18 protein-coding genes and 2 pseudogenes are annotated in these 20877 nt (G+C 63.3%); 11 read left to right on the top strand and 9 right to left on the bottom strand.

Annotated features, from left to right (window positions below; all coding sequences use genetic code 11):
- The 6 genes from kdsA to WCB02_RS41595 all read right to left on the bottom strand — a co-directional run.
- Positions 1-625: 3-deoxy-8-phosphooctulonate synthase (gene kdsA, locus WCB02_RS41620; protein WP_423968755.1), on the bottom strand; the 625-nt coding region annotated here is incomplete at its 3' end.
- Positions 626-674: 49 nt separating this feature from the next.
- On the bottom strand, positions 675-1550 hold the full coding sequence (locus WCB02_RS41615; protein ID WP_423968753.1) for a VOC family protein: 876 nt from the start codon (positions 1548-1550) through the stop codon (positions 675-677).
- An 8-nt stretch (positions 1551-1558) separates the two neighbouring features.
- On the bottom strand, positions 1559-1885 hold the full coding sequence (locus WCB02_RS41610; RefSeq protein WP_423968751.1) for an NIPSNAP family protein: 327 nt from the start codon (positions 1883-1885) through the stop codon (positions 1559-1561).
- 90 nt (positions 1886-1975) lie between these two features.
- Entirely contained in the window at positions 1976-3607 is a 1632-nt protein-coding gene (locus WCB02_RS41605; protein WP_423968749.1) for a CTP synthase, read from the bottom strand.
- A gap of 166 nt (positions 3608-3773) precedes the next feature.
- On the bottom strand, positions 3774-4163 hold the full coding sequence (secG, locus tag WCB02_RS41600) for a preprotein translocase subunit SecG (protein ID WP_423968746.1): 390 nt from the start codon (positions 4161-4163) through the stop codon (positions 3774-3776).
- Between the two features lie 337 nt (positions 4164-4500).
- Positions 4501-5628: an L-dopachrome tautomerase-related protein gene (locus WCB02_RS41595; protein ID WP_423968743.1), complete on the bottom strand. Its 1128-nt coding sequence runs from the start codon at positions 5626-5628 to the stop codon at positions 4501-4503.
- Positions 5629-5963: 335 nt separating this feature from the next.
- On the opposite strand from WCB02_RS41595, the gene WCB02_RS41590 reads away from it, so the two are divergent.
- A complete protein-coding gene (locus WCB02_RS41590; protein WP_423968741.1) occupies positions 5964-6530 on the top strand; it encodes a helix-turn-helix domain-containing protein in 567 nt (188 codons plus the stop codon).
- A 3-nt stretch (positions 6531-6533) separates the two neighbouring features.
- Positions 6534-7063 (top strand): annotated as a pseudogene (locus WCB02_RS41585) (N-acetyltransferase family protein).
- Here WCB02_RS41585 and tpiA read toward each other — a convergent pair.
- Positions 7060-7839: a triose-phosphate isomerase gene (gene tpiA / locus WCB02_RS41580; protein ID WP_423968739.1), complete on the bottom strand. Its 780-nt coding sequence runs from the start codon at positions 7837-7839 to the stop codon at positions 7060-7062. The pseudogene WCB02_RS41585 and the gene tpiA sit on opposite strands and share 4 nt — an antisense overlap.
- Positions 7840-8074: 235 nt before the next feature.
- Between tpiA and WCB02_RS41575 the strand changes: the two genes are divergently transcribed.
- The 5 genes and pseudogenes from WCB02_RS41575 to WCB02_RS41555 all read left to right on the top strand — a co-directional run.
- A complete protein-coding gene (locus WCB02_RS41575; RefSeq protein ID WP_423968736.1) occupies positions 8075-9982 on the top strand; it encodes a SurA N-terminal domain-containing protein in 1908 nt (635 codons plus the stop codon).
- A gap of 34 nt (positions 9983-10016) precedes the next feature.
- Complete coding sequence (gene trpD, locus WCB02_RS41570; RefSeq protein ID WP_423968733.1) at positions 10017-11030, top strand: anthranilate phosphoribosyltransferase; 1014 nt, start codon at positions 10017-10019, stop codon at positions 11028-11030.
- Between the two features lie 25 nt (positions 11031-11055).
- Entirely contained in the window at positions 11056-11877 is an 822-nt protein-coding gene (trpC, locus tag WCB02_RS41565) for an indole-3-glycerol phosphate synthase TrpC (RefSeq protein WP_423968731.1), read from the top strand.
- On the top strand, positions 11877-12374 hold the full coding sequence (gene moaC / locus WCB02_RS41560) for a cyclic pyranopterin monophosphate synthase MoaC (RefSeq protein WP_423968729.1): 498 nt from the start codon (positions 11877-11879) through the stop codon (positions 12372-12374). The genes trpC and moaC overlap by 1 nt, the downstream gene beginning before the upstream one ends.
- Before the next feature lie 482 nt (positions 12375-12856).
- Positions 12857-14299, top strand: a pseudogene (locus tag WCB02_RS41555) (putative bifunctional diguanylate cyclase/phosphodiesterase); the annotation flags it as partial.
- Between the two features lie 96 nt (positions 14300-14395).
- Here the strand turns inward: WCB02_RS41555 and WCB02_RS41550 are convergent.
- Positions 14396-15733 (bottom strand): S41 family peptidase, encoded by a 1338-nt coding sequence (locus WCB02_RS41550; RefSeq protein WP_423968726.1) that lies wholly within the window; start codon positions 15731-15733, stop codon positions 14396-14398.
- Positions 15734-15847: 114 nt separating this feature from the next.
- Positions 15848-17011 carry an NADH:flavin oxidoreductase/NADH oxidase gene (locus tag WCB02_RS41545; RefSeq protein WP_423968723.1) on the bottom strand — a complete coding sequence of 388 codons (1164 nt, stop codon included), beginning with the start codon at positions 17009-17011 and terminating at the stop codon, positions 15848-15850.
- Between the two features lie 263 nt (positions 17012-17274).
- Here WCB02_RS41545 and WCB02_RS41540 point away from each other — a divergent pair, with 263 nt between their 5' ends.
- The 4 genes from WCB02_RS41540 to WCB02_RS41525 form a co-directional block, all read left to right on the top strand.
- Positions 17275-18408 carry an alpha-hydroxy acid oxidase gene (locus WCB02_RS41540; RefSeq protein WP_423968721.1) on the top strand — a complete coding sequence of 378 codons (1134 nt, stop codon included), beginning with the start codon at positions 17275-17277 and terminating at the stop codon, positions 18406-18408.
- A gap of 25 nt (positions 18409-18433) precedes the next feature.
- Positions 18434-19063 carry an HAD family hydrolase gene (locus WCB02_RS41535; protein WP_423968719.1) on the top strand — a complete coding sequence of 210 codons (630 nt, stop codon included), beginning with the start codon at positions 18434-18436 and terminating at the stop codon, positions 19061-19063.
- 24 nt (positions 19064-19087) lie between these two features.
- On the top strand, positions 19088-20299 hold the full coding sequence (glp, locus tag WCB02_RS41530; protein WP_423968717.1) for a gephyrin-like molybdotransferase Glp: 1212 nt from the start codon (positions 19088-19090) through the stop codon (positions 20297-20299).
- 177 nt (positions 20300-20476) lie between these two features.
- A partial coding sequence (locus tag WCB02_RS41525) for a LexA family protein (protein ID WP_423968715.1) occupies positions 20477-20877 on the top strand: 401 nt, incomplete at its 3' end.

Below are 20877 nucleotides of genomic sequence, written 5' to 3'. Positions count from 1 at the left end.
GCACCGAATGGGTGGCGTCGAAAATCACCGGCGCGCCGGTGCTGCGCGCCAGGATCGGCAGCGCGCGCATGTCCGAGACCAGCGTGTTGTAGCCGAACGACACGCCGCGTTCGGTCACCAGCACGTTGCGATTTCCGCTTCCCGTGATCTTGGCTGTGACATTGGCCATGTCCCATGGCGCCAGGAACTGGCCCTTTTTGACGTTGACCACCTTGCCGGTCGCCGCGGCCGCCAGCAGCAGGTCGGTCTGCCGGCACAGGAAGGCCGGGATCTGCAGCACGTCGACCGCCGCGGCGACTTCGGCGCATTGCGCGGCTTCGTGGATGTCGGTGAGCACGGGCAAGCCGAGCGAGGACCGGATCTCGGCGAAAATCGGCAGCGCCTGCTTCAGCCCGATGCCGCGTGCGGCAGTTGCGCTGGTGCGGTTCGCCTTGTCGAACGATGTCTTATAGACCAGCCCAATTCCGAGCCGGCCGGCAATCTCCTTCAGCGCGGACGCGACTTCGAGCGCGTGCGCGCGGCTCTCGAGCTGGCACGGGCCGGCGATGATCGAGATCGGCAGCTCATTGCCGAATTTGACCTCACCGATCGTCACGACCGGCGCAGCGGAGATATTACCGTTCAACGATCTGATCCTTGTTGCCGGGCGAGCATGCCGGGCTGCCCCCTTCGGATCAACCCCGTTTCGCATTCTCGAATATCAGGGTTGCGCCGAGGGCGAAATCTGGTGCCAGCACCAGCCGGCCGGCATGGCGCTGCGCGGTCAGGCCGCCCGACCTCAGCGTGGCCTCGGTCGCATCGACATCGGCCATCTGGAAGCGGATCGCGTTCAGCGTCATCCCCGCGCCGCCCACCTCGGGCAGAACGCCGAACTGATCACGGAACGCAACCGGCTCCATGATGTCGACATCGCCATTGCCGACATCGGCTTTGACACCGATCGAGCTTGCATGCAGATCTCTGGTGCCGATGAACGCTTTCAGGAAGACGTGGTGGTCGGTGGGATTGTCGGCGACCATCACGACTCCGGAGACCTTGCGCGCGCCATTGCCATGGATCTGAAATGCCGGATCCCAGAAGTTTTCCGGAAAATGATGCTGGCACAACGCGAAGCTCAGATCGGGCGATCCGGGCTCGCAGGCAAAGACCAGCGAAAATGCCAGTTTGACCGGCGTGCCATCGGGCTTTTTGCCCTCGCGCGCGAAATTGAATACCTCGAACTCGGAAATTCCGGCCGTCTGGAACGCCCGCGCATCCTCAACTGCATTGCGGCTGCTGAGGATGAGCATCGACAGCCCCTGGCGCGAGGTCGCATAGTCCCGGTGGAAGGCGCCGAACGAGAACGCCCGCGCTGCATGCGGCACGACCTTGTCGGGTTCGGCCACTTCGAGGATTTCGACGAAGCCGTTTGCCAGCTGGACGATGCGATTGTGCGTGCCCCAGGAATGACGGTTGCGCGCGCTGACGATGAAGCCGAGCCGGCGATAGAACTCACCAGCCGCGTCGAGGTCGCGCACCGTGTGCACGATGTGATCGAGACCGTGGGGCAAACGCCGCCTTACTTCATCGCGGAGAACGACGTCGGCACCAGAAGCTGGTTGACGATGTTGCCGACGATCTGGCCATCCGCCTCGCTCTTGGCCCGTGCTTCGATCCACTCGGGGTCGCTCTGGAACGCGGCCCATTTCTTGTCGCGATCGGCCAGCGATTCCCAGGCCAGCAGATATGTCAGTTCCTGGTTGGATTCGCCGACCAGCGTTGTGAAGAAGCCGGCCTGCTTGATGCCGTGCTTCTCCCACAATTTCAGCGTGGTCGTCTCGAAGCGTTTCAACAGCGCCGGCAGCCGGCCCGGAATGCAGCGATAGACGCGGGTTTCGTAGATCATCGACATCACTCCCCTGGTTGTTGTTCTTGCGGTAGCAGGCGGAGTTTGTCGCAACAATTCACGCGTTCGTCAAAGGCGTTGAGTGCAGAGCTACACCAGCCGCGACTGCACCATCGCGGCCTGAATGAAGGAGGCAAACAGCGGATGCGGCTCGAAGGGCCGCGATTTCAATTCAGGATGGAATTGCACGCCGATGAACCAGGGATGGTCCTCATATTCGACGATTTCCGGCAGAATTCCGTCGGGCGAAAGCCCCGAGAATTTCAGGCCATGCTGTTCCAACCGGTCCTTGTAGGCGGTGTTGACCTCGTAGCGATGGCGGTGGCGCTCTGAAATCTCGGTGGCCCCGCCATAGACCTCCGACACCCGGCTGCCACGCCCGAGCGCCGCCGGATAGGCGCCGAGACGCATGGTGCCGCCGAGATCGCCGGACTTCGACCGTCTCTCGAGCTCGTTGCCGCGCAGCCACTCCGTCATCAATCCGACCAGCGGCTCGGGCGTCGGGCCGAACTCGGTCGAATTCGCCTCCTCGATGCCGACCAGATTGCGCGCTGCCTCGATCACGGCCATCTGCATGCCGAAGCAGATGCCGAAATACGGCACGTCGCGCTCGCGTGCGAACTGCGCCGCGCGGATCTTGCCCTCGGCGCCGCGCTGGCCGAAACCGCCGGGCACCAGAATGCCGTTGACGTGCTCGAGGAACGGCGCCGGATCCTCGTTCTCGAACACTTCGCTCTCGATCCAGTCGAGATTGACCTTCACCTTGTTGGCGATGCCGCCATGCGAGAGCGCCTCGATCAGCGACTTATAGGCGTCCTTCATCCCGGTGTATTTGCCGACAATGGCGATGGTAACGTCGCCTTCGGGATTGCGGATGCGCTCGTTGATGGTGTGCCAGCTCTGCAGAGCCGGCGGGATTTTCGGTGCGATCCCGAACGCCGCCAGCACCTCATCATCGAGGCCCGCGGTATGATAAGCCTCCGGCACCGCGTAGATATTGTCGACGTCACGCGCCTCGATGACGGCGCTTTCGCGCACATTGCAGAACAGTCCGAGTTTGCGCCGCTCTTCCTTGGGGATCGGCCGATCGGTGCGGCACAGCAGGATATCCGGCTGGATGCCGATCGAGCGCAATTCCTTGACCGAGTGCTGGGTCGGCTTGGTCTTCAGCTCGCCGGCGCTCGGGATATAGGGAAGCAGCGTCAGATGGATGTAAACGGCGTGCTCGCGCGGCAGCTCGTTCTTGAGCTGGCGGATCGCCTCGAAGAACGGCAGGCCCTCGATATCGCCGACCGTACCGCCGATTTCGACCAGCACGAAATCAAAACCGTCGTTGCCGTCGAGGACGAACTCCTTGATCGCGTTGGTGACATGCGGCACCACCTGGATCGTGGCACCGAGATAATCGCCGCGGCGTTCCTTGGTCAGAATATCCTGGTAGATGCGCCCGGTGGTGATGTTGTCGGCCCTGGTGGCCGGTCTCCCCGTGAAGCGTTCATAGTGGCCGAGATCGAGATCCGTCTCGGCGCCGTCATCGGTCACGAAGACTTCGCCGTGTTGATACGGCGACATCGTTCCAGGATCGAGGTTGAGATAGGGGTCGAGCTTGCGAAGCCGGACCTTGTAGCCGCGCGCCTGCAACAGCGCACCCAGCGCCGCCGAAGCCAGACCCTTTCCGAGCGATGAAACCACGCCGCCGGTGATGAAGATGTACCGCGCCATGGGACTTTACCTTTAAAGCCTGGAAGGCGATTCGCAAAAGCGAATCACGCGCCGGCGCAAACATTTTGCGGGGCTGTGGGTGACCTAGAAATAAGCGCGCCGTCAGGAGGTTGATGGGCATACCTGATGCAGGATGCTAGCCGCCTTCCTGCATGGCCACCCTGCTTTATTGCGAACGCGGCGGCTGCGGCACGGCGGGCGCCTGATTCTGTTGCTCGTCCGCCTTCTTCAGCGTATCCAGCACGCCGCCGCTGGTTGGCGGCGCCACCGGCGTCACGCCGCCGGCCGGTTGCGACTGCCCGGGAGGTGCGTTACCCAGAATCGACGTCGGCTTGCGGTCCAGGCTCGCCATCCAAGACAGAAGTAGACTGGTCGCAAAAAACCCAACCGCGAGGACCGCGGTGGTACGCGTCAATAGATTGGCGGTACCGCGGCTCGACATGAAACCGGCTCCGCCGCCCATGCCGAGGCCACCGCCCTCGGATTTCTGCAGCAGCACCGTGCCGATCAGCACGACCACGATCATGAGGTGAATGACGATAACAACAGTCTGCATTTCAACCTTCCGTCACAGGCCTGCCAGCGCCGACATCGGGCGGACTCCCAGCCTTCACGGGTCCATAGGAATTGCGCGGGGTGTTACACGATCGGACCGCGCATTGCCACCCGCAAGCGGGGAGATAATTGCTGCCGCACCGGCGGCAAGCACGCGAGCTTCGCCTTGGAAAGGCATTATCCACAATAGTATACGCATGACTACTATAACAGACAATCTCGGCCTTATCGTTGAGGCTCACCCAGATCGTTGAGGCTGACCCAGACCGGCTATTTGCGCAGCCGTCTCGGTGACCCGCGCTGCGCGGCTTTTTGAAGACGCCAGGACATGCTCTGGCTCAAGGCGGGAGCTTTACCCTGAAAATTGTAAACGGCCCCGAGCGTGGCAAGTTGTTTTTGAACGCGACTTCCCACAAATGGGAATCGGCGATGTAAAGGTCGCCATGACTGATCGCAAAACCGTCCGCCCACGAAAGCTTTGAGGGATCGCGAACAAAGACCTTCGTCGTCAGGGTATGGCTCCGTGTTCTGGTGATCGAGACAACGGTGCCGTGCTCCAGGTCGCCAGCATAGAGCGTGCCGTGTCGATCCATGATCAGGCCGCCACTCAGCACCGAGTTGCCAAGATATTGCACCTTCTTGGAAAGGTCCGTGTCGGACAGCTTTTCGTCGCGCAACGCCGCGGTGGGCACGCGCCAATAGTTGTGGTCCGTCAAGGGTCGATAATAGAGCCACTGAGAATCCGGTGACAAAGCGATGCCATCGGCCTGGATCGCCACCACGGAACCGTCGGGGCGCAAAGCAATGTCCTTGCCGATCATGAGATGCTGCTGGGGATCGGCGAAGGTCGAACGATCTCCAATAAGGACTTGCCGCGCCTTGCCCGTGCTCAAATCGAGCACAACGAGGCTGCCCTTGTTTCCGGCGTTGGTCAGGTAGGCAAAATTGTGGGCGACATCGATACGGACGTCGTTGAGCGAGTCCTTTTGCGAAACAACGCCGTTGAAGTCATACCGCCGGATGATCTTGTTGGTGGACAGGTCGAATTCGACCAGCTTCGGCGGCAGACGTTCCTGGTCAACCTTGGGCAACGACGAGTCGAGCGCCCAAAGGCGATCCTTGCGATCGACCCAAAGCGCCTGGACGGAGATCCACTCCGAGTCACCCTTTCCTTGCTCGTCGAATTTTTTCCAGCCGGCGTCGGGATATGGCTTTACCTCACCCGTCTTCGGATTGACCTCGACCATGCTATAGATCGATCGAACCTGGCTTGCCGGAGCGGTCGCGAACACCCTGCCTTCTGCCGACACACCGATACCGACCAGCCGGAAGTCATCATTGAATGCCTTCACGGTTTCGAGGGCAGGTCCAACCTTGGCCGCACCTTCCGGGCCGGCGCCACGAGCCGCCACCGGGGACAGCGCAAGCCCAAGCAAAGCGGCGTTCAACAACCTTGCCTTGAACACGGGGCCTCTTCCTGTCGATTCCGTTCGCGCTTGTTAATCGACAACCCAACCAGCCGTTCCCGGGCCGGACACTAGACATGATGACGGGCAGGATGGGACCTGGAGAAACTCCCCGTGCTTAAAGTGAGCTTCTCGCTTTTGACCGTGAGCCAACAATGGGAGGCGGCGGCGGCTTGAGCGTCCATCGTCACGCCTCATCGCGCCGAGGCCGCGATATGATGACGCGATTGAGGCACCGTCGCCGCGGCATCGTGGGCGCATGCCTGCGGGCTGGCCCAGCAGCTCGCGACCGAGCGGACCTTGCCTGGAACGTCCCTATCTCGTATGATGGACGTGTGGCTACTATAATAGATACTTTCGGCCTGAGGCTGGCCGACCGTCTGCGGTCCGAGCGCGACACCCGCGGCTGGTCCTTGGCCGAACTGGCGCAGCGCGCAGGCGTCGCCAAGGCCACCATCAGCAAGATCGAACGCGCCGAAGCCAGCCCGACCGCCGCGATCCTGGTCAAGCTGGCGAGCGCCTTCGGTCTCACCCTGTCCGGCCTGATGCTCAGGGCCGAAGAACGGCAGCACCGTCTCGTCCGGTCAAACGAGCAACCGGTCTGGCGCGATCCCGAGTCCGGCTATGTGCGCAAACAGGTTTTCAGCCGTCCCGATCATCCCGTGGAACTGATCAAGGTTGAGCTGCCGGCGCGGCAGCGCGTGACGCTGCCCGCGGCTTCCTACGCTCACATCCGGCAGGCCGTGTGGGTTCAGCGCGGCAGCCTCGTTCTCATCGAGGCGGGCGAACGCCATGTGCTTGGAACAGGCGATTGCCTGGGCTTTGGCGCGCCGGCCGAGGTGACCTTCGCCAATGAGACAGCCGCTGCTTGCGAATATGTCGTCGCTCTGGCGCGGAGCTGACCGATGACGATTTCGATCGCGCCGGTAACATTCTCACCGGCCATCAACGTGGCATTGAGCGAAATCCTGGTGGAGGCGGTCGCACACGGCGGCTCGGTCGGCTTCCTGTATCCCGTCCCGCTCGAAACCGCCGCGGCGTTCTGGCGCCAATCGCTCGACGCCGCCGAAAGGGGCGAGAGGACCGTCCTCGGCGCATTCGACGACGAAGCGCTGGTCGCAACGGTGACACTCTTGCTGAATCTCCCGCCCAATCAGCCGCATCGCGCCGAGATCGCGAAAATGATGACGCGATTGAGCCACCGGCGCCGCGGCATCGCCGGCAAGCTGCTACGGGCGGCGGAGCAACTCGCGATCGAAGGTGGACGCAGCCTGCTGGTGCTCATACCGCAGTGGAGGATGGCGCCTCCTGGCTGTACGCGCGCGCCGGCTATCAACTCGCAGGCGTCATCCCGGATTACGCGCTGAAACCCCACGGCGGATTGACCGGGACCATGGTCTACTGGAAGCGGCTCGCAGCGGCGGAAGGAGCTTAGCAACCGGCTGCGATCGCAAGGAAATCGTCGGCCTTCAGGCTGGCGCCGCCGACCAGGGCCCCGTTGACGTTGGCGACCGCCATCAACTCCCGGGCATTGGAGGGTTTGACGGAACCGCCATAGAGGATGCGCATCTGCGTTCCCTCGCCACCAAACCGCTCGATCAGCAACTCTCGGATAAATCCGTGAATCTGCTCGACATCCTGAGTCGTCGGCGTGAGCCCGGTACCGATCGCCCAGACCGGCTCATAGGCTACCACCAGATTGTCCGCCCGGCAGCCCTGCGGCAGCGAGAGGTTGAGCTGGCCGCGGCAGATATCAATGGTTTGCCCGGCATCGCGCTGGTGCTGGGTCTCGCCGATACAGACGATGGCGACGAGGCCGGCGCGCCAGACCGCCTCGGTCTTCTGATGCACCAGAAGGTCGGTCTCGCCATGATCGGCGCGCCGTTCGGAATGCCCGACGATGATCGCTTTGGCTCCGGCATCCGCCAGCATTTCCGCCGAAATGTCACCGGTATGCGCGCCCGACGCCTTGGGGTGGCAATCCTGCGCGCCGACGGCAAGCGGCCACGATCCCTGCTGCGCTTTCCCGTTTACCTCCTTGGCCTTCTCGGCAAAGGCAGCAACCAGGGTGGCCGGCGGACACACCAGGAGGTCGGCCTTGGCAGCTGCGGCCGGCGCTCCGGCCAACATCGCCTCGAACTCGCCGAGCGAGGCCCTCAGTCCGTTCATCTTCCAATTGCCCGCGATCAGCGGCCGGATGGCTTTGGTCATGGCATAATTCCAATGAAAATATCCGCCCTATGGGCTAGCAGAGCAGGCCCGGCAGTTCCAGATCGCGCTTGAGACATCAACCATTTGGCCGGTCTTCGGCTCCCAAGGGTTCTTGTCCGCTGGTGGTTGCGAGGGGGTGACTGCCACTTTATGATGCGTTATCAGCCCGGTGACGCCATCTTGCGATATCCGCTATAAGGCGCGATCCCACCCTCCTTAAAGACAAGTTGGACCCATGCTTCGAGGAATGCGCAAGGCCTCATCAAACTGGCTCGGCAAAAGCATCATGGCCGTGGTGATGGGCGTGTTGATCGTCAGTTTCGGCATCTGGGGCATCGCCGACATCTTCCGGGGTTTTGGTCAGTCGACGCTGGCCAAGGTCGGCCACACCGAGATTTCGGCGAATGAGTTCCGCCAGCTCTACACCGACCGGTTGCAGCAGATCGGCCGCCAGTTCGGCCGTCCTTTGACGATGGATCAGGCCCGCAACCTTGGCTTCGACCGCCAGGTCCTGCAGCAGACGCTTGCGGAGGCTGCATTGGATGAGGAAGCCCGGCAATTGGGATTGGGACAGTCCGACGCCGAGACCATGCGCGTGATTTACTCCGATCCCAATTTCAAGGGCGTCGGCGGCGGTTTCGATCCGCAGCGTTTCCAGGCCATCATCCGGCAATTCGGCTTCACCGAAGCGCGCTATCTCGCCGACCAGCGCCGCGTCTCGTTGCGGCGCCAGCTCGCTGGCTCGATCTCGGCCGGCATTGAACCATCGAAAACGTTGCTGGAGGCGCTGAGCCATTTCCAGAACGAGCAGCGCTCGATCGACTATGTCCGGCTTGGCGAGGCCCAGGCGGGCACGATCGATCCGCCTTCACCCGAGGCGCTGGCCGGCTACTTCGACGAGCACAAGGCCCAGTTCCGCGCGCCGGAATACCGCAAGGTCGTTTATGTCGCCGTGACGCCTGAGGACATCGGCAAGTGGTCGGATGTCTCGGACGATGACGCCAAGAAGCGTTTCGAACAGCGCAAGGACAAGCTCGGCACACCGGAAAAGCGGGAAGTATCGCAGATCGTCTTCCCGAGCGTGGAGGAAGCACAGGCGGCGCGCGAGCGCATTGCGTCCGGGTTGTCGTTCGATGATCTCGCCAAGGAACGCAAACTCGCTGCGTCCGACGTCGATCTCGGCATGGTCGCCAAATCCGGGATCCTTGATCCCGCCATCGCGGCCGCGGCCTTTTCCTTGACTTCAGGCGAGGTCAGCCAACCGGTCAAGGGCGAGTTCGGCGTGGCGCTGGTCAAGGTCGGGGCCATTCAGCCGGCAGTCGAGCCGGACTATGCGAGCGTCGCGCCTGATCTGAAGAAGGAGATTGCGACCGAGCGCGCCCGCACAGAGGTCGCAACGCTACGCGACAAGATGGAGGACGAACGCGGTGGCGGCGCCAGTGTGACCGAAGCGGCCCAGAAGTTGGGACTCAAGGCCGTCACCATCGACAATGTCGACCGCTCGGGACAGACGCCGAACGGCCAGCGCGCCAACATTCCGCCCGGCCTCGACCTGGCCGCGCAGGCCTTCAGCAGCGATGTCGGCGTCGACAACGATCCGATCTCCTACAAGGGCGGATACGTCTGGTACGACGTGCTCGGCATCACCCCGCCGCGCGACCGCACGCTCGACGAGGTCAAGGACAAAGTCGAGGCGCGCTGGCACGCCGACCAGATCGCAACCCGCCTGCGCACCAAGGCGGACGACTTGGTGCAGAAGCTGAACCAGGGCGGCAACCTGGCCGACGAGGCCGCAAGCATTGGCGTGAAGGTCGAAACTGCCGCGGGCTTCAAGCGCGAGGATTCGCCGCCCGGCATACCCGCAGGCGTCGTCACCGCCGCCTTCCGGACCGCCAAGGATGGATACGGCCAGACGCCGGGCACCGGGGGCAGCGAGTGGATCGTATATCGTGTAACCAACGTCAGCGTGCCGCCGGTCGACCTCGCCTCCGACGAGATGAAAAAGCTGAAGGAAACCCTGGTGCGAGGTCTCGGCGACGAGCAGCTCGCCGAATATGTCGCCACGCTGGAAAAGAATATCGGGACGTCGATCAACGAAGCCGCTTTCGCACAGGTGACCGGCGCGAGCAATGGCGACCAATAAGACCAATAAATCAAGCAGGTGCTGAAAGCCGGCGATGGACGACCTGAAATCGATCATAGGTAAAGTCGCGACCGGCGCCACGCTGTCGCGCGAGGAGGCCGCGACCGCCTTCGACATCATCATGTCCGGCGAGGCCACGCCCTCGCAGCTCGGCGGGTTGTTGATGGCCCTTCGGGTCCGCGGCGAAACCGTCGACGAGATCACCGGCGCGGCCACGGCGATGCGCGCTAAGATGCTGCCGGTCGTGGCTCCCCCCGAGGCCATCGATATCGTCGGCACCGGCGGCGACGGCTCGGGCTCGGTCAACGTGTCGACCTGCGCCGCATTCATCGTGGCCGGCGCCGGCGTCCCCGTCGCCAAGCACGGTAATCGCGCGCTGTCCTCGCGTTCGGGTGCGGCCGACGTGCTCGCCTCGCTGGGGGTCAAGATCGACATCAGGCCGGAGCAGGTCGGCCGTTGCATCAAGGAGGCCGGGATCGGCTTCATGTTCGCGCCGACGCATCACCCGGCGATGAAGAATGTCGGACCGACCCGCGTCGAATTGGCGACGCGCACGATCCTCAATCTCCTGGGGCCGCTGTCCAATCCGGCCGGGGTCAAGCGGCAGATGGTCGGCGTATTTTCCCGGCAATGGGTGCAGCCCTTGGCCCAGGTGCTGAAGAACCTCGGCGCCACCTCGATCTGGGTGGTGCACGGCTCCGATGGACTGGACGAGATCACCCTCACCGGCCCGACCTTCGTCGCGGCGCTTGAAAACGGCACCATCCGCACCTTCGAGGTAACGCCGGAGGAAGCCGGCCTTGCGCGCGTCGGCGGCGAGGCGCTCAAAGGCGGCGATGCCAATGCGAACGCGGTCGCGCTGCAAAGTGTGCTCGATGGCATGCCGAGCCCGTTTCGCGACGTTGCTCTGTTGAACGCCGCAGCCGCGCTGATCGTGGCCGGCCGCGCCAAGACCCTCAAGGAGGGGGTAGCAATCGGCAGCAAGTCGCTCGATAGCGGCGCGGCGGCCGCCAAGCTGAAACATCTGGTCGCGGTCTCCCACGCCTGAACCGAGCGACGCCGAAGGGAACAAGATGTCCGATATCCTGACCCGGATCGAGGCTTACAAGCGCGAGGAAATCGCGGCGGCGAGGCGCGCCCATCCGCTGCCCGACGTCGAGGTCCGGGCGAAGGAGGCGCCCGCTCCGCGCGGCTTCCTGCGCGCGATCCGAAACAAGCACGACAGCGGCGACTACGCCCTGATCGCTGAAGTGAAGAAGGCCTCGCCGTCGAAGGGCCTGATTCGCGCCGACTTCGATCCGCCCGCGCTCGCAAGAGCGTATGAGACCGGCGGCGCGGCCTGTCTCTCGGTGCTGACCGATGCGCCGTCCTTCCAGGGCCATCTGGATTTTCTGGTCGCGGCGCGCGGAGCAACCAGTCTGCCCGTGCTGCGCAAGGATTTCATGTTCGACACCTATCAGGTGGCCGAAGCGCGCGCTTTCGGCGCGGATTGCATCCTGATCATCATGGCCGCCCTGGACGATGCCGCGGCGAAAGACATCGAGGACGCAAGTCTCGCCTACGGCATGGACGTCCTGGTCGAAATCCACGACCATGCCGAGCTCGAGCGCGCGCTAAAGCTGCGCTCGCCCTTGATCGGCGTCAACAACCGCAACCTGCGAACCTTCGAGACCACGCTTGCGACCAGCGAGGCGCTTGCGCCACTGATTCCCAGGGACCGCGTGATGGTCGGCGAAAGCGGCATCTTCACCGCCGCCGACTTCGCGCGGCTCTCGCGCGTGGGTGTGTCCACTTTCCTGGTCGGCGAAAGCCTGATGCGGCAGGCCGACGTGGCGGCGGCGACCCGTGCGCTGCTTTCGCGGAGCGAAACACCGAGAGCGGCGGACGTGCGCTGATGGCGGACAAATCCGCCAAGGGCAACCCTGCCCTCACCCATATCGGCGCCGGCGGCGAGGCGCGCATGGTCGACGTGTCGGACAAGCCGGCGACGGATCGGGAGGCCGTGGCCGAAGGCCGCGTGGTCATGAGCAAGGCATCGCTCGAGTTGATCCTCTCTGGCAACGCGAAAAAGGGCGACGTGCTGGGGACCGCCCGCGTCGCCGGCATCATGGCGGCGAAGCGGACCTCGGACTTGATCCCGCTGTGTCATCCGTTGGCGCTGTCGAAAGTCACGCTCGATATCGAGCCCGATGCCGCGCTGCCGGGGTGCATCGTCCGCGCGACGGTCAAGGTGACTGGGCCGACGGGCGTCGAAATGGAAGCGCTGACGGCGGTTTCGATCGCCTGCCTCACCATCTACGACATGATCAAGGCAGTCGAGCGCGGCATCCGCATCGAAGGTATCCACCTCGTTGCGAAGAGAGGCGGAAAATCCGGAGACTACCAGGCCTGAGAGCGCGGGCCTCACGCCGCGGTGATCGACGCAGGCAGGAAGAGCGCGACGATTCCGGTGTTTCCTTCGCATGTCCCGGCGTGTTTGCCGCCATGCGGAGAAAGCCAATGTCAATTTTCAGGGTTCTTGTTGCTGGCGCCGTTCTGTTACCCCTCGGCGCCACACCGGCACCGGCGCAGCAGGTGATGTCCGAACCCGGCTATTGCGCGTTTTTCTATCCCAACGCAAATTGCCAAAACAAGGGACCGGGCAACCCCTACACCGATCCCAATTACAGGCGCAACGGAGGCCTGAGTTCCGGGCCTTGGTCGTCGGCTTGGCCGTCCGGCGAAACGGCGGCCGCGGCCCCCAAACGGCCACATCGCTCCGCTTCGCGCGCAGCGCGGACGCAGTGACCGTCGCCATCACGCCAGCCGATTGATCGCGTGAGAATTTGCCGTCGAGCTTGCTTGCCTGCTATTCCATGGCGCGCTGACGCGCGCACCTCCGACGGACGCTCGGTCCAGATCGTCAACGAGCCGCTGGCGGACGGCGGATGGCTTGCCACCCACGAGGACATCACCGAGCGGCGGCGCGCCGAACGGCAGATTACCCACCTCGCCCATTACGACGCGTTGACCGACCTGCCGAACCGCACCTTGTTCCATGAGCGATTGCAGCAGGATCTGGCGCAGATGCGCCCGGGCCAATCGATCGCGGTGCATTACATCGACATCGACGAATTCAAGAGCGTCAATGATTCGCTCGGTCATTTGATCGGCGATGAACTTCTCAAGTCAGTGGCGATCAGCCTGCGCCGTTGCGTCGGCAGCGCCGACTGCGTCGCCCGGCTCGGTGGCGATGAATTCGCCATCGTGCAGACCGGCATCCGGAATCCGCAAGACGTCGCTGACCTCGTGACCCGCGTTTTCGAAGCCATCCGGACGCCCTGTGAATGTTTGGGGCACCGGCTGACCACCGACGCCAGCATCGGCATCGCGCTGGCACCGACGCACGGTACGGAGCTCGATCAAATCCTCAAGAACGCGGATCTCGCGATGTAAGCCGCCAAATCCGCAGGGCGCAGGACCTGCCGTCTCTTCAAGCCGGAGATGGACGCAAAGGTCAGGGGCCGCCGCCAATTGGAGCTCGACCTGCGGCAGGCGATCGAGCACCGCGGACTCGATGTCTACTATCAGCCTTGCGTCAGCCTCGACGACGACCGGATCACCGGTTGTGAAGCGCTGGTACGCTGGCGGCATCCGGTGCGCGGTCCGATTTCACCTGCCGAGTTCATTCCAATTGCGGAGGAAACCGGGCTGATCAATCAGCTCAGCGAATGGGTGCTGGCCACCGCCTGCGCCGATGCGGCGACCTGGCCCGACGATATCAGGCTCGCGGTCAACGTTTCGCCGGTGCAGTTCAAGAGCGGCACGCTGGCGCTGAAAATCGCGGCCGCACTGGCGGCCTCGGGATTGCCGGCGAGCAGGCTCGAACTAGAAATCACCGAAGCCGTGCTGATCCGCGACGACGAGACCGCTCTCTCGATCCTGCATCAGCTTCGTGCCATCGGCGTGCGCATTGCGCTCGACGATTTCGGCACCGGCTATTCGTCGCTGAGCTACCTGCACCGCTTCCCGTTCGACAAGATCAAGATCGACCGTTGTTTCGTCAGCGACATCGCGGAGCCCGACGGCTCTTCCAGCATCGTGCAGGCCGTGGTCAATCTCGCCGCCAGCCGCAACATGACGACGACGGCGGAAGGCGTCGAAACGGAGGCACAGCGGCATTTGCTTCGCGTGCTCGGTTGTTCCGAAATGCAGGGCTACCTGTTCAGCCCGGCAAAACCCGCCGCAGAGATCAAGGACCTGTTTGCCTCGCATCGCCACGGCGCCGTGGCCACGGCACTCCGGGTGGCGCCGAAGCGCCGGCCAAAGATCGCGTAACCCCGCGATCTGTTCCGTAATCGAATCGGCTCAAACGAATGGGGGCCGTCAAAGACGGCCCCCTCAAATCAACTCGAGCCATGCAGCCCCTTATTATTAGTTCGGCACCGCGGTCTTCGGGGGCGCTGGCACGCCCGCATTGACGGTGATGCCGCGCAACAGGTCATAGGCCGCGTGCAACGCCTTGTCGTCCTTTTCGTCCGGCGGCACGTAGGATTGCGAACCCGTCTGTTCCGCACCTTCGGCCGAGAGATGGCCGCGCATCGACGCCTCGCCCCTGATGTCGACACGACCCTTCAGCTCGTCCGGCACGTTCTGCAGCACCTCGATATCGGGCGTAATGCCCTGCGCCTGGATCGATCGGCCGGACGGCGTGAAATACCGCGCCGTGGTGAGCGCCAGCGCGCCGTTACCGGTGCCGAGCGGGATGATGGTCTGCACCGAGCCCTTGCCGAACGAGCGCGTTCCGATCAGCGTCGCACGCTTGTGATCATGCAGGGCGCCGGCCACGATCTCGGACGCCGACGCCGAGCCGCCATTGATCAGAACGACCAGCGGCTTGCCCTTGATGAGGTCGCCGCCATGGGCGGTGAAGCGCTGCGTCTCCTCGGGGTTGCGGCCGCGGGTCGAAACGACCTCTCCCCGCTGCATGAAGGTGCTGGATACCGACACCGCCTGATCGAGCAAGCCGCCCGGATTGTTGCGGAGGTCGACGACGTAACCCACGAGCTTGTCCTGAGGAATCTGCTTGGATATCTCGGCAATCGCCTTGTGCAGACCATCCGTGGTCTGCTCGTTGAACGAGGTGATGCGGATATACCCGATGTCGCCGCCGTCGGTGTGGAATCGCACCGGACGCACGCGGATGATCTCGCGGTTGAGCACGACGTCGATCGGAGCGTCCTTGCCCTTGCGAACGATCTTGAGATGGGTCTTGGTATTCACCGCGCCCTTCATCTTGGCCACGGCCTGCTCGAGCGTCAGTCCTTGCACCGCCTCGTCGTCGATCTGGGTGATCAGGTCGCCGGATAGGATGCCGGCCTTCGCCGCCGGTGTATCGTCGATCGGCGCCACCACCTTGACGAGGCCATCTTCCATCGTGACTTCGATACCAAGACCGCCGAACTCGCCGGAGGTTGTCTCCTGCATCTCGCGCCAGGCCTTATCATTCATGTAGCGCGAATGCGGATCGAGCGAAGTGACCATGCCATTGATGGCCCCCTCGATCAGGTTGCTGTCGTCTGGCTTTTCGACATAGTCCGACCTGACGCGCTCGAAAACCTCGCCGAACAGATTGAGCTCGGAATAGGTATCGCTGGCGTTCGCGGCCGCCTTAGCTCGGGAGATCCAGTGTTCGCCCGGCTGACCGGTGACCAGAAGAGTGAGGCCTACGCCGGTCAACGAACCCAATATAAACAGGAAATTCTTCCGCATCGTGTCCGCCGCCTTCTTGCGCTTGCCTGGTGACCAGATAGGGTCGAAATATTAAGGTCACAATAGCTTTCTGGTTTCTTCAAGGCCGACTTGTCGCTTCAAAGCCGGCTTTCTTCAAGACCCGGCTTGGAGTCCGGCCTGCCAAGTGGATGGTCGTGTGCCGAACCCGCGCTTGGCCCGGGTACCGAGCCAGTAACCGAATTGCGGCGGAACGTGACGGAACGGGCCCTCAACGCCCAACTTCAAGGCAGCATCCATCGGCCAGTTCGGATTATTCAGGATTTCTCGACCGATCGCGATCAAATCCGCGTGCCTATCCTTCAAGATTTGCTCGGCCTGATCGCCATGGATGATCAACCCGACTGCCATTGTCATGATATCGGCATGACGGCGGACATATTCCGAGAGCGGCACCTGGTACCCATACTTGATTTCCTTGCCCAGGATCGGCGCGACATCGGTAATGCCCCCCGATGAGCAGTCGATCAAGTCAACGCCGCCAGTTTTCAGGATTTTCGCCAATCTCACGCTTTGTTCCGGTCCAAAGCCGGCGTTGTCCTCGACCGACAGGCGGACGAACAGAGGTTTGTCATCAGGCCAGGACGCCCGAACCGCCTCGGCAATTTCCATGATGAAACGCGTCCGGTTGCTCTCGGAGCCGCCATATTCGTCGGTGCGCTGATTCGAACGTTCGGATAGGAACTCGTGCACGAGATAGCCGTGGGCGCCGTGCAGCTCCAGCACGTCAAAGCCGGCGTCACGCGCGCGCCGCGCCGCATGACCCCAAGCCTGCACCAGGTCTTTTACCTCCTGCCGCTCAAGCGCACGCGGCACCGGCCATTTTTCGCTGTGAGCGATGGCACTCGGCGCCACCGGAGTCCAGGCGTCCCAATCCTCGATCTCGGGGGTCCGGGCCAGCGGACCGTCGCCCTCCCAGGGGCGATTGGCGCGGGCCTTGCGGCCGGAATGACCGAGCTGGATACCCGGCACCGCGTTCTGCTGCTTGATGAATTTGGCCAGCCGCTTGAGCGGTTCGACGAAGTCATCGTGCCAGATGCCGAGATCGCCGACCGTGCCGCAGCCGCGACGCTCGACCTTGGTCGATTCGACGATGACGAGCCCGGCGCCGCCGGCGGCAAACTTGCCGGCGTTCATCAGGTGCCAGTCGGTCGGAAAGCCTTTCACCGCCGAATACTGATGCATCGGCGGCACCACGATCCGGTTGCGCAAGGTGACCCCGCGAATCGTGAGGGGCGTAAACAGCAGCGTCTCGGACATGGCCCGTTTCCTCGACCTTCTCTTGGCTCGCTTTCCTTGGCTCGCTTTCCTTGGCTCGCCTTCTTTGCTTTGCCTTGGCTTTCCTTGTCCAATGTTGTTTCCGACCGACGATATCCGGAGGCATCCCGGTCGCAAAGCCGGAAATCCGATGGCTGCTAAGCCGGCACTGCCCGCAAGCCATGCAAATTTGGGATGGCGTGAAGCCTTGCGACACGATAGGCGAAAGATCAACAACAATCGGTGGATTTTTCCGGGAGGACATCATGAACGAGGCCACCCCGATCCGGCCAGCGCGAAACGCAGAGCTCGGCGCCAGCAACGAGCCGCTTCAAAACCTGCACGAATTCGTGCGCAAGGCCCGCGCCAATCTCAACCAGAACGCCTGGGACTACATCGTCGGCGCCGCTGAGACCGAAACCACCATGCGGCGCAACCGCATGGCGCTGGACGAGATCGCCTTCCGGCCGCGCGTGCTGCGCAATGTCGCCAAGGTCGACGCCTCCGTCGAACGGTTCGGCCGCAAGCTGAGGCTGCCGGTGATGCTGGCGCCAGTCGGCGCGCTCGAAATCTTCGATGCCGCAGGCGCTGCGGCCGTGGTACGCGGGACCGGAAAATTCGGCGCCGCCCATATGCTGAGCTCGGTGTCCGACCCCGGGCTCGAAAAGGTCGCCGACGCGGCGCCTGATGCCATGCGGCTCTACCAGCTCTACGTGCGCGGCGACGACGCTTTTGTCGAGGACTCCGTCAGCCGCGCGATCGCCAACGGCTATACCGCCTTCTGCCTCACCGTCGATACCGCCCATTACAGCCGCCGCGAACGCGACATCGCCAAGCGCTATGTTCGCGAGAGTCGGCTTCGCTCGACCGGCGGCGACTTCCAGAAGGCGCTGGAATGGCGCACCGTCAAACTGATCAAGGACAAGTTCAAGATCCCGCTGGTCATCAAGGGAATCGCGACCGCCGAGGATGCCCTGATCGCACTCGATCACGGCGTGGAATGGATCTATGTGTCCAACCATGGCGGGCGCCAGCTGGACCACGGCCGCGGCGCCATGCATGTGCTGCCCGAAATCGTCGATGCCGTGAAAGGCCGCGCCAGGATCATGGTCGACGGCGGGTTCTGCCGCGGCAGCGACGTCGTCAAGGCGATCATCTCGGGCGCCGATCTCGTCGGCATCGGCCGGCTGCAATGCTGGGCGCTCGCCGCCGCCGGCGAGGCCGGCGTGCTGCGGATGCTGGAGCTCTTGGAAGACGAGGTCATCAGGACGCTGGGTCTGCTCGGCGTCACCTCTTTTGCCGAGCTCGACAAATCCTATCTGCATCAGGCCACGCCGACCAACATGCCGAGCGTGTTCAGCGCGTTTCCGCTGCTCGACATCGAGCCATACCGGTATTAGCGAAAGGGAGGCTTACACGACAGGCATGACCCCTCCTCGTCTTTCCCCCGGCGATGCCGACGCGCTGTTATTCGATCTCGGGCGCGTCGTGCTCGATATCGATTTTTCCAGGGCGATTGCTTGCTGGGCCGGTCACGCCGGGCTCGAGCATTCGGACGTCGCGACACGCTTTGTGATCGACGAAGCCTATCATCATCACGAGGTCGGCAAGATCAGCGATCCCGACTTTTTCGATAGCCTCCGACGAAGCCTCGGCGTCGCGCTGACGGACGCCCAGCTGCTGGAAGGCTGGAACGCGATCTTCACGGGCGAAATGCCCGATGTCGCAGATCTGTTGCCCCGAGCCGCCAGGCGGATGCCGCTCTACGCCTTCTCCAACACCAACCCACCGCATGTCGCGCATTTCTCGGTTGAATACGCGGACCTGCTCGGCCACTTCCGCGAAGTCTACCTCTCCTCCACGATCGGGCTTCGGAAACCGGATCCGGCAGCCTATGATCACGTGGTAAAGGCGATCGGCGTGCCGGCATCGCGGATCGTATTTTTCGACGATCTGGCCGAGAACATCGAAGCCGCGCGGGCCTTCGGCCTCAAGGCCGTTCACGTCCGCTCGTCCAATGATATCGCGGACGCGCTGTCCGCGCTTGGAATTTAGCTTGGGATCCAGGAGTTATCGATCGTGGCCCTGATGCCGGTTGCCGATGCCCTTGCCGCGATCCTCGCCGGCGCCGAGCCGTTGCCGGACGAGATGGTTCCGCTCGATGCCGCCTATCACCGCGTGTTGGCGCGGGACGTTGCGGCGTTGCGCACCCAGCCGCCGCAAGCGATGTCGGCGATGGATGGCTACGCCGTGCGCGCATCCGATGCATCTTCGATCAATGCGAAGCTGAAGGTGATCGGCGAAGTCGCGGCCGGCCGGCCGTTCGGCCGCGCGCTGGGACCGGGGGAAGCGGCCCGTATCTTCACGGGCGGCGTAATCCCCGACGGCGCCGACGCCGTTGTGATCCAGGAAGATACCGTGGCCGAGGGCGATGGCGTCACGATCAGAGACGCCGCGATCAAAGGGCGGCACATCCGGCCGGCCGGCGTCGATTTCCACCAGGGCGACGTGCTGCTTTCGGCAGGAAGCCGCCTCACCGACCGTGATCTTTCGCTGGCCGCCAGCATGAACCATCCCAAACTGCCGGTGCGCCGCCGGCCGAAGGTGGCGCTGCTTGCGACCGGCGATGAACTGGTGATGCCGGGCTCCACGCCGGGCCCGGGCCAGATCGTCTATTCCAACGGCTACGCGCTGCGGGCGCTGGCACAGGCGGAAGGCGCCGAGACCATCGATCTTGGCATCGCCGCGGATACGCTCGAAGCGACCACGGCCGGCATTCGCCGCGCCCGCGATCTGGGGGCCGATATCCTGGTGACCACCGGCGGCGCCTCGGTGGGTGACCACGACCTGGTCAAGACCTCGTTGGATGCCGAGGGCGTCGCGATGGCGTTCTGGAAGATCGCGATGCGGCCAGGCAAGCCGATGCTGCACGGCCGCCTCGGCGCGATGCGGGTGATCGGGGTGCCCGGCAATCCCGTGTCGTCCTATGTCTGCACGCTGCTGTTCGTGGTGCCGTTGATTCGCACGCTGTCGGGCCGCAAGAAGATCCATGAAATGCGCGAGTCCGCCCTGCTCGGGCGCGACGTCGGCGCCAATGACGTGCGCGAAGACTATCTTCGCGCTCGGCTCGAGAAGCGGCCAGACGGCATGTTGATCGCCACGCCGGTCAATCGTCAGGACAGCTCGCTATTGGGGAATCTCGCCGTGGCAGGCGCACTTGTGATCCGCGCCCCATTCGCGCCGGCCGCCCCCGCCGGCTCACCTTGCGAGATCCTGCGGCTGCCGGATTAGGGTCCGTCGCGGTCGGTCCCATAAAACTTCCAGCGTTCACATTAAATTAAGTAGTTGCGGAACATGTATCGAACATATAGTGTCTGTTCATGATTTGTTTCGAGGGCTTGTGTCGGGAAGTGACTATTCCCGTGGTCTCAGAATCGAACGACACCGGCAACCGGGGGACTGATTGAGATGCTTACGCGCAAACAATACGAACTTCTGCGTTTCATCAACGAACGGCTGAAAGAAGCGGGCGTACCGCCCTCCTTCGATGAAATGAAGGATGCGCTGGACTTGCGCTCGAAGTCTGGCATCCACCGGCTGATCACGGCTCTGGAAGAGCGCGGCTTCATTCGCCGTCTGCCCAACCGTGCCCGGGCTATCGAAGTCATCAAGCTGCCGGAGCTATCGGCCGCTGGCGGCAGCAGCCGGCGCGGCTTCACCCCGTCGGTGATCGAAGGCAACCTCGGCAAGGTGCGTAGCAGCAGCGCCGGCAGCGATGACGGTGAACGCCCGGTCGCGGTTCCCGTGATGGGTCGGATCGCCGCCGGTACGCCGATCGAGGCGCTGCAAACGCGCAGCCACACCATCAG

Origin of the sequence: Bradyrhizobium sp. (assembly GCF_049581145.1) — a bacterium.
In the GTDB taxonomy this organism is placed as follows: Bacteria; Pseudomonadota; Alphaproteobacteria; order Rhizobiales; family Xanthobacteraceae; genus Bradyrhizobium.
The sequence above is the reverse complement of the archived record's forward strand: the minus strand, read 5'-3'. Positions and strand labels throughout refer to the sequence as shown.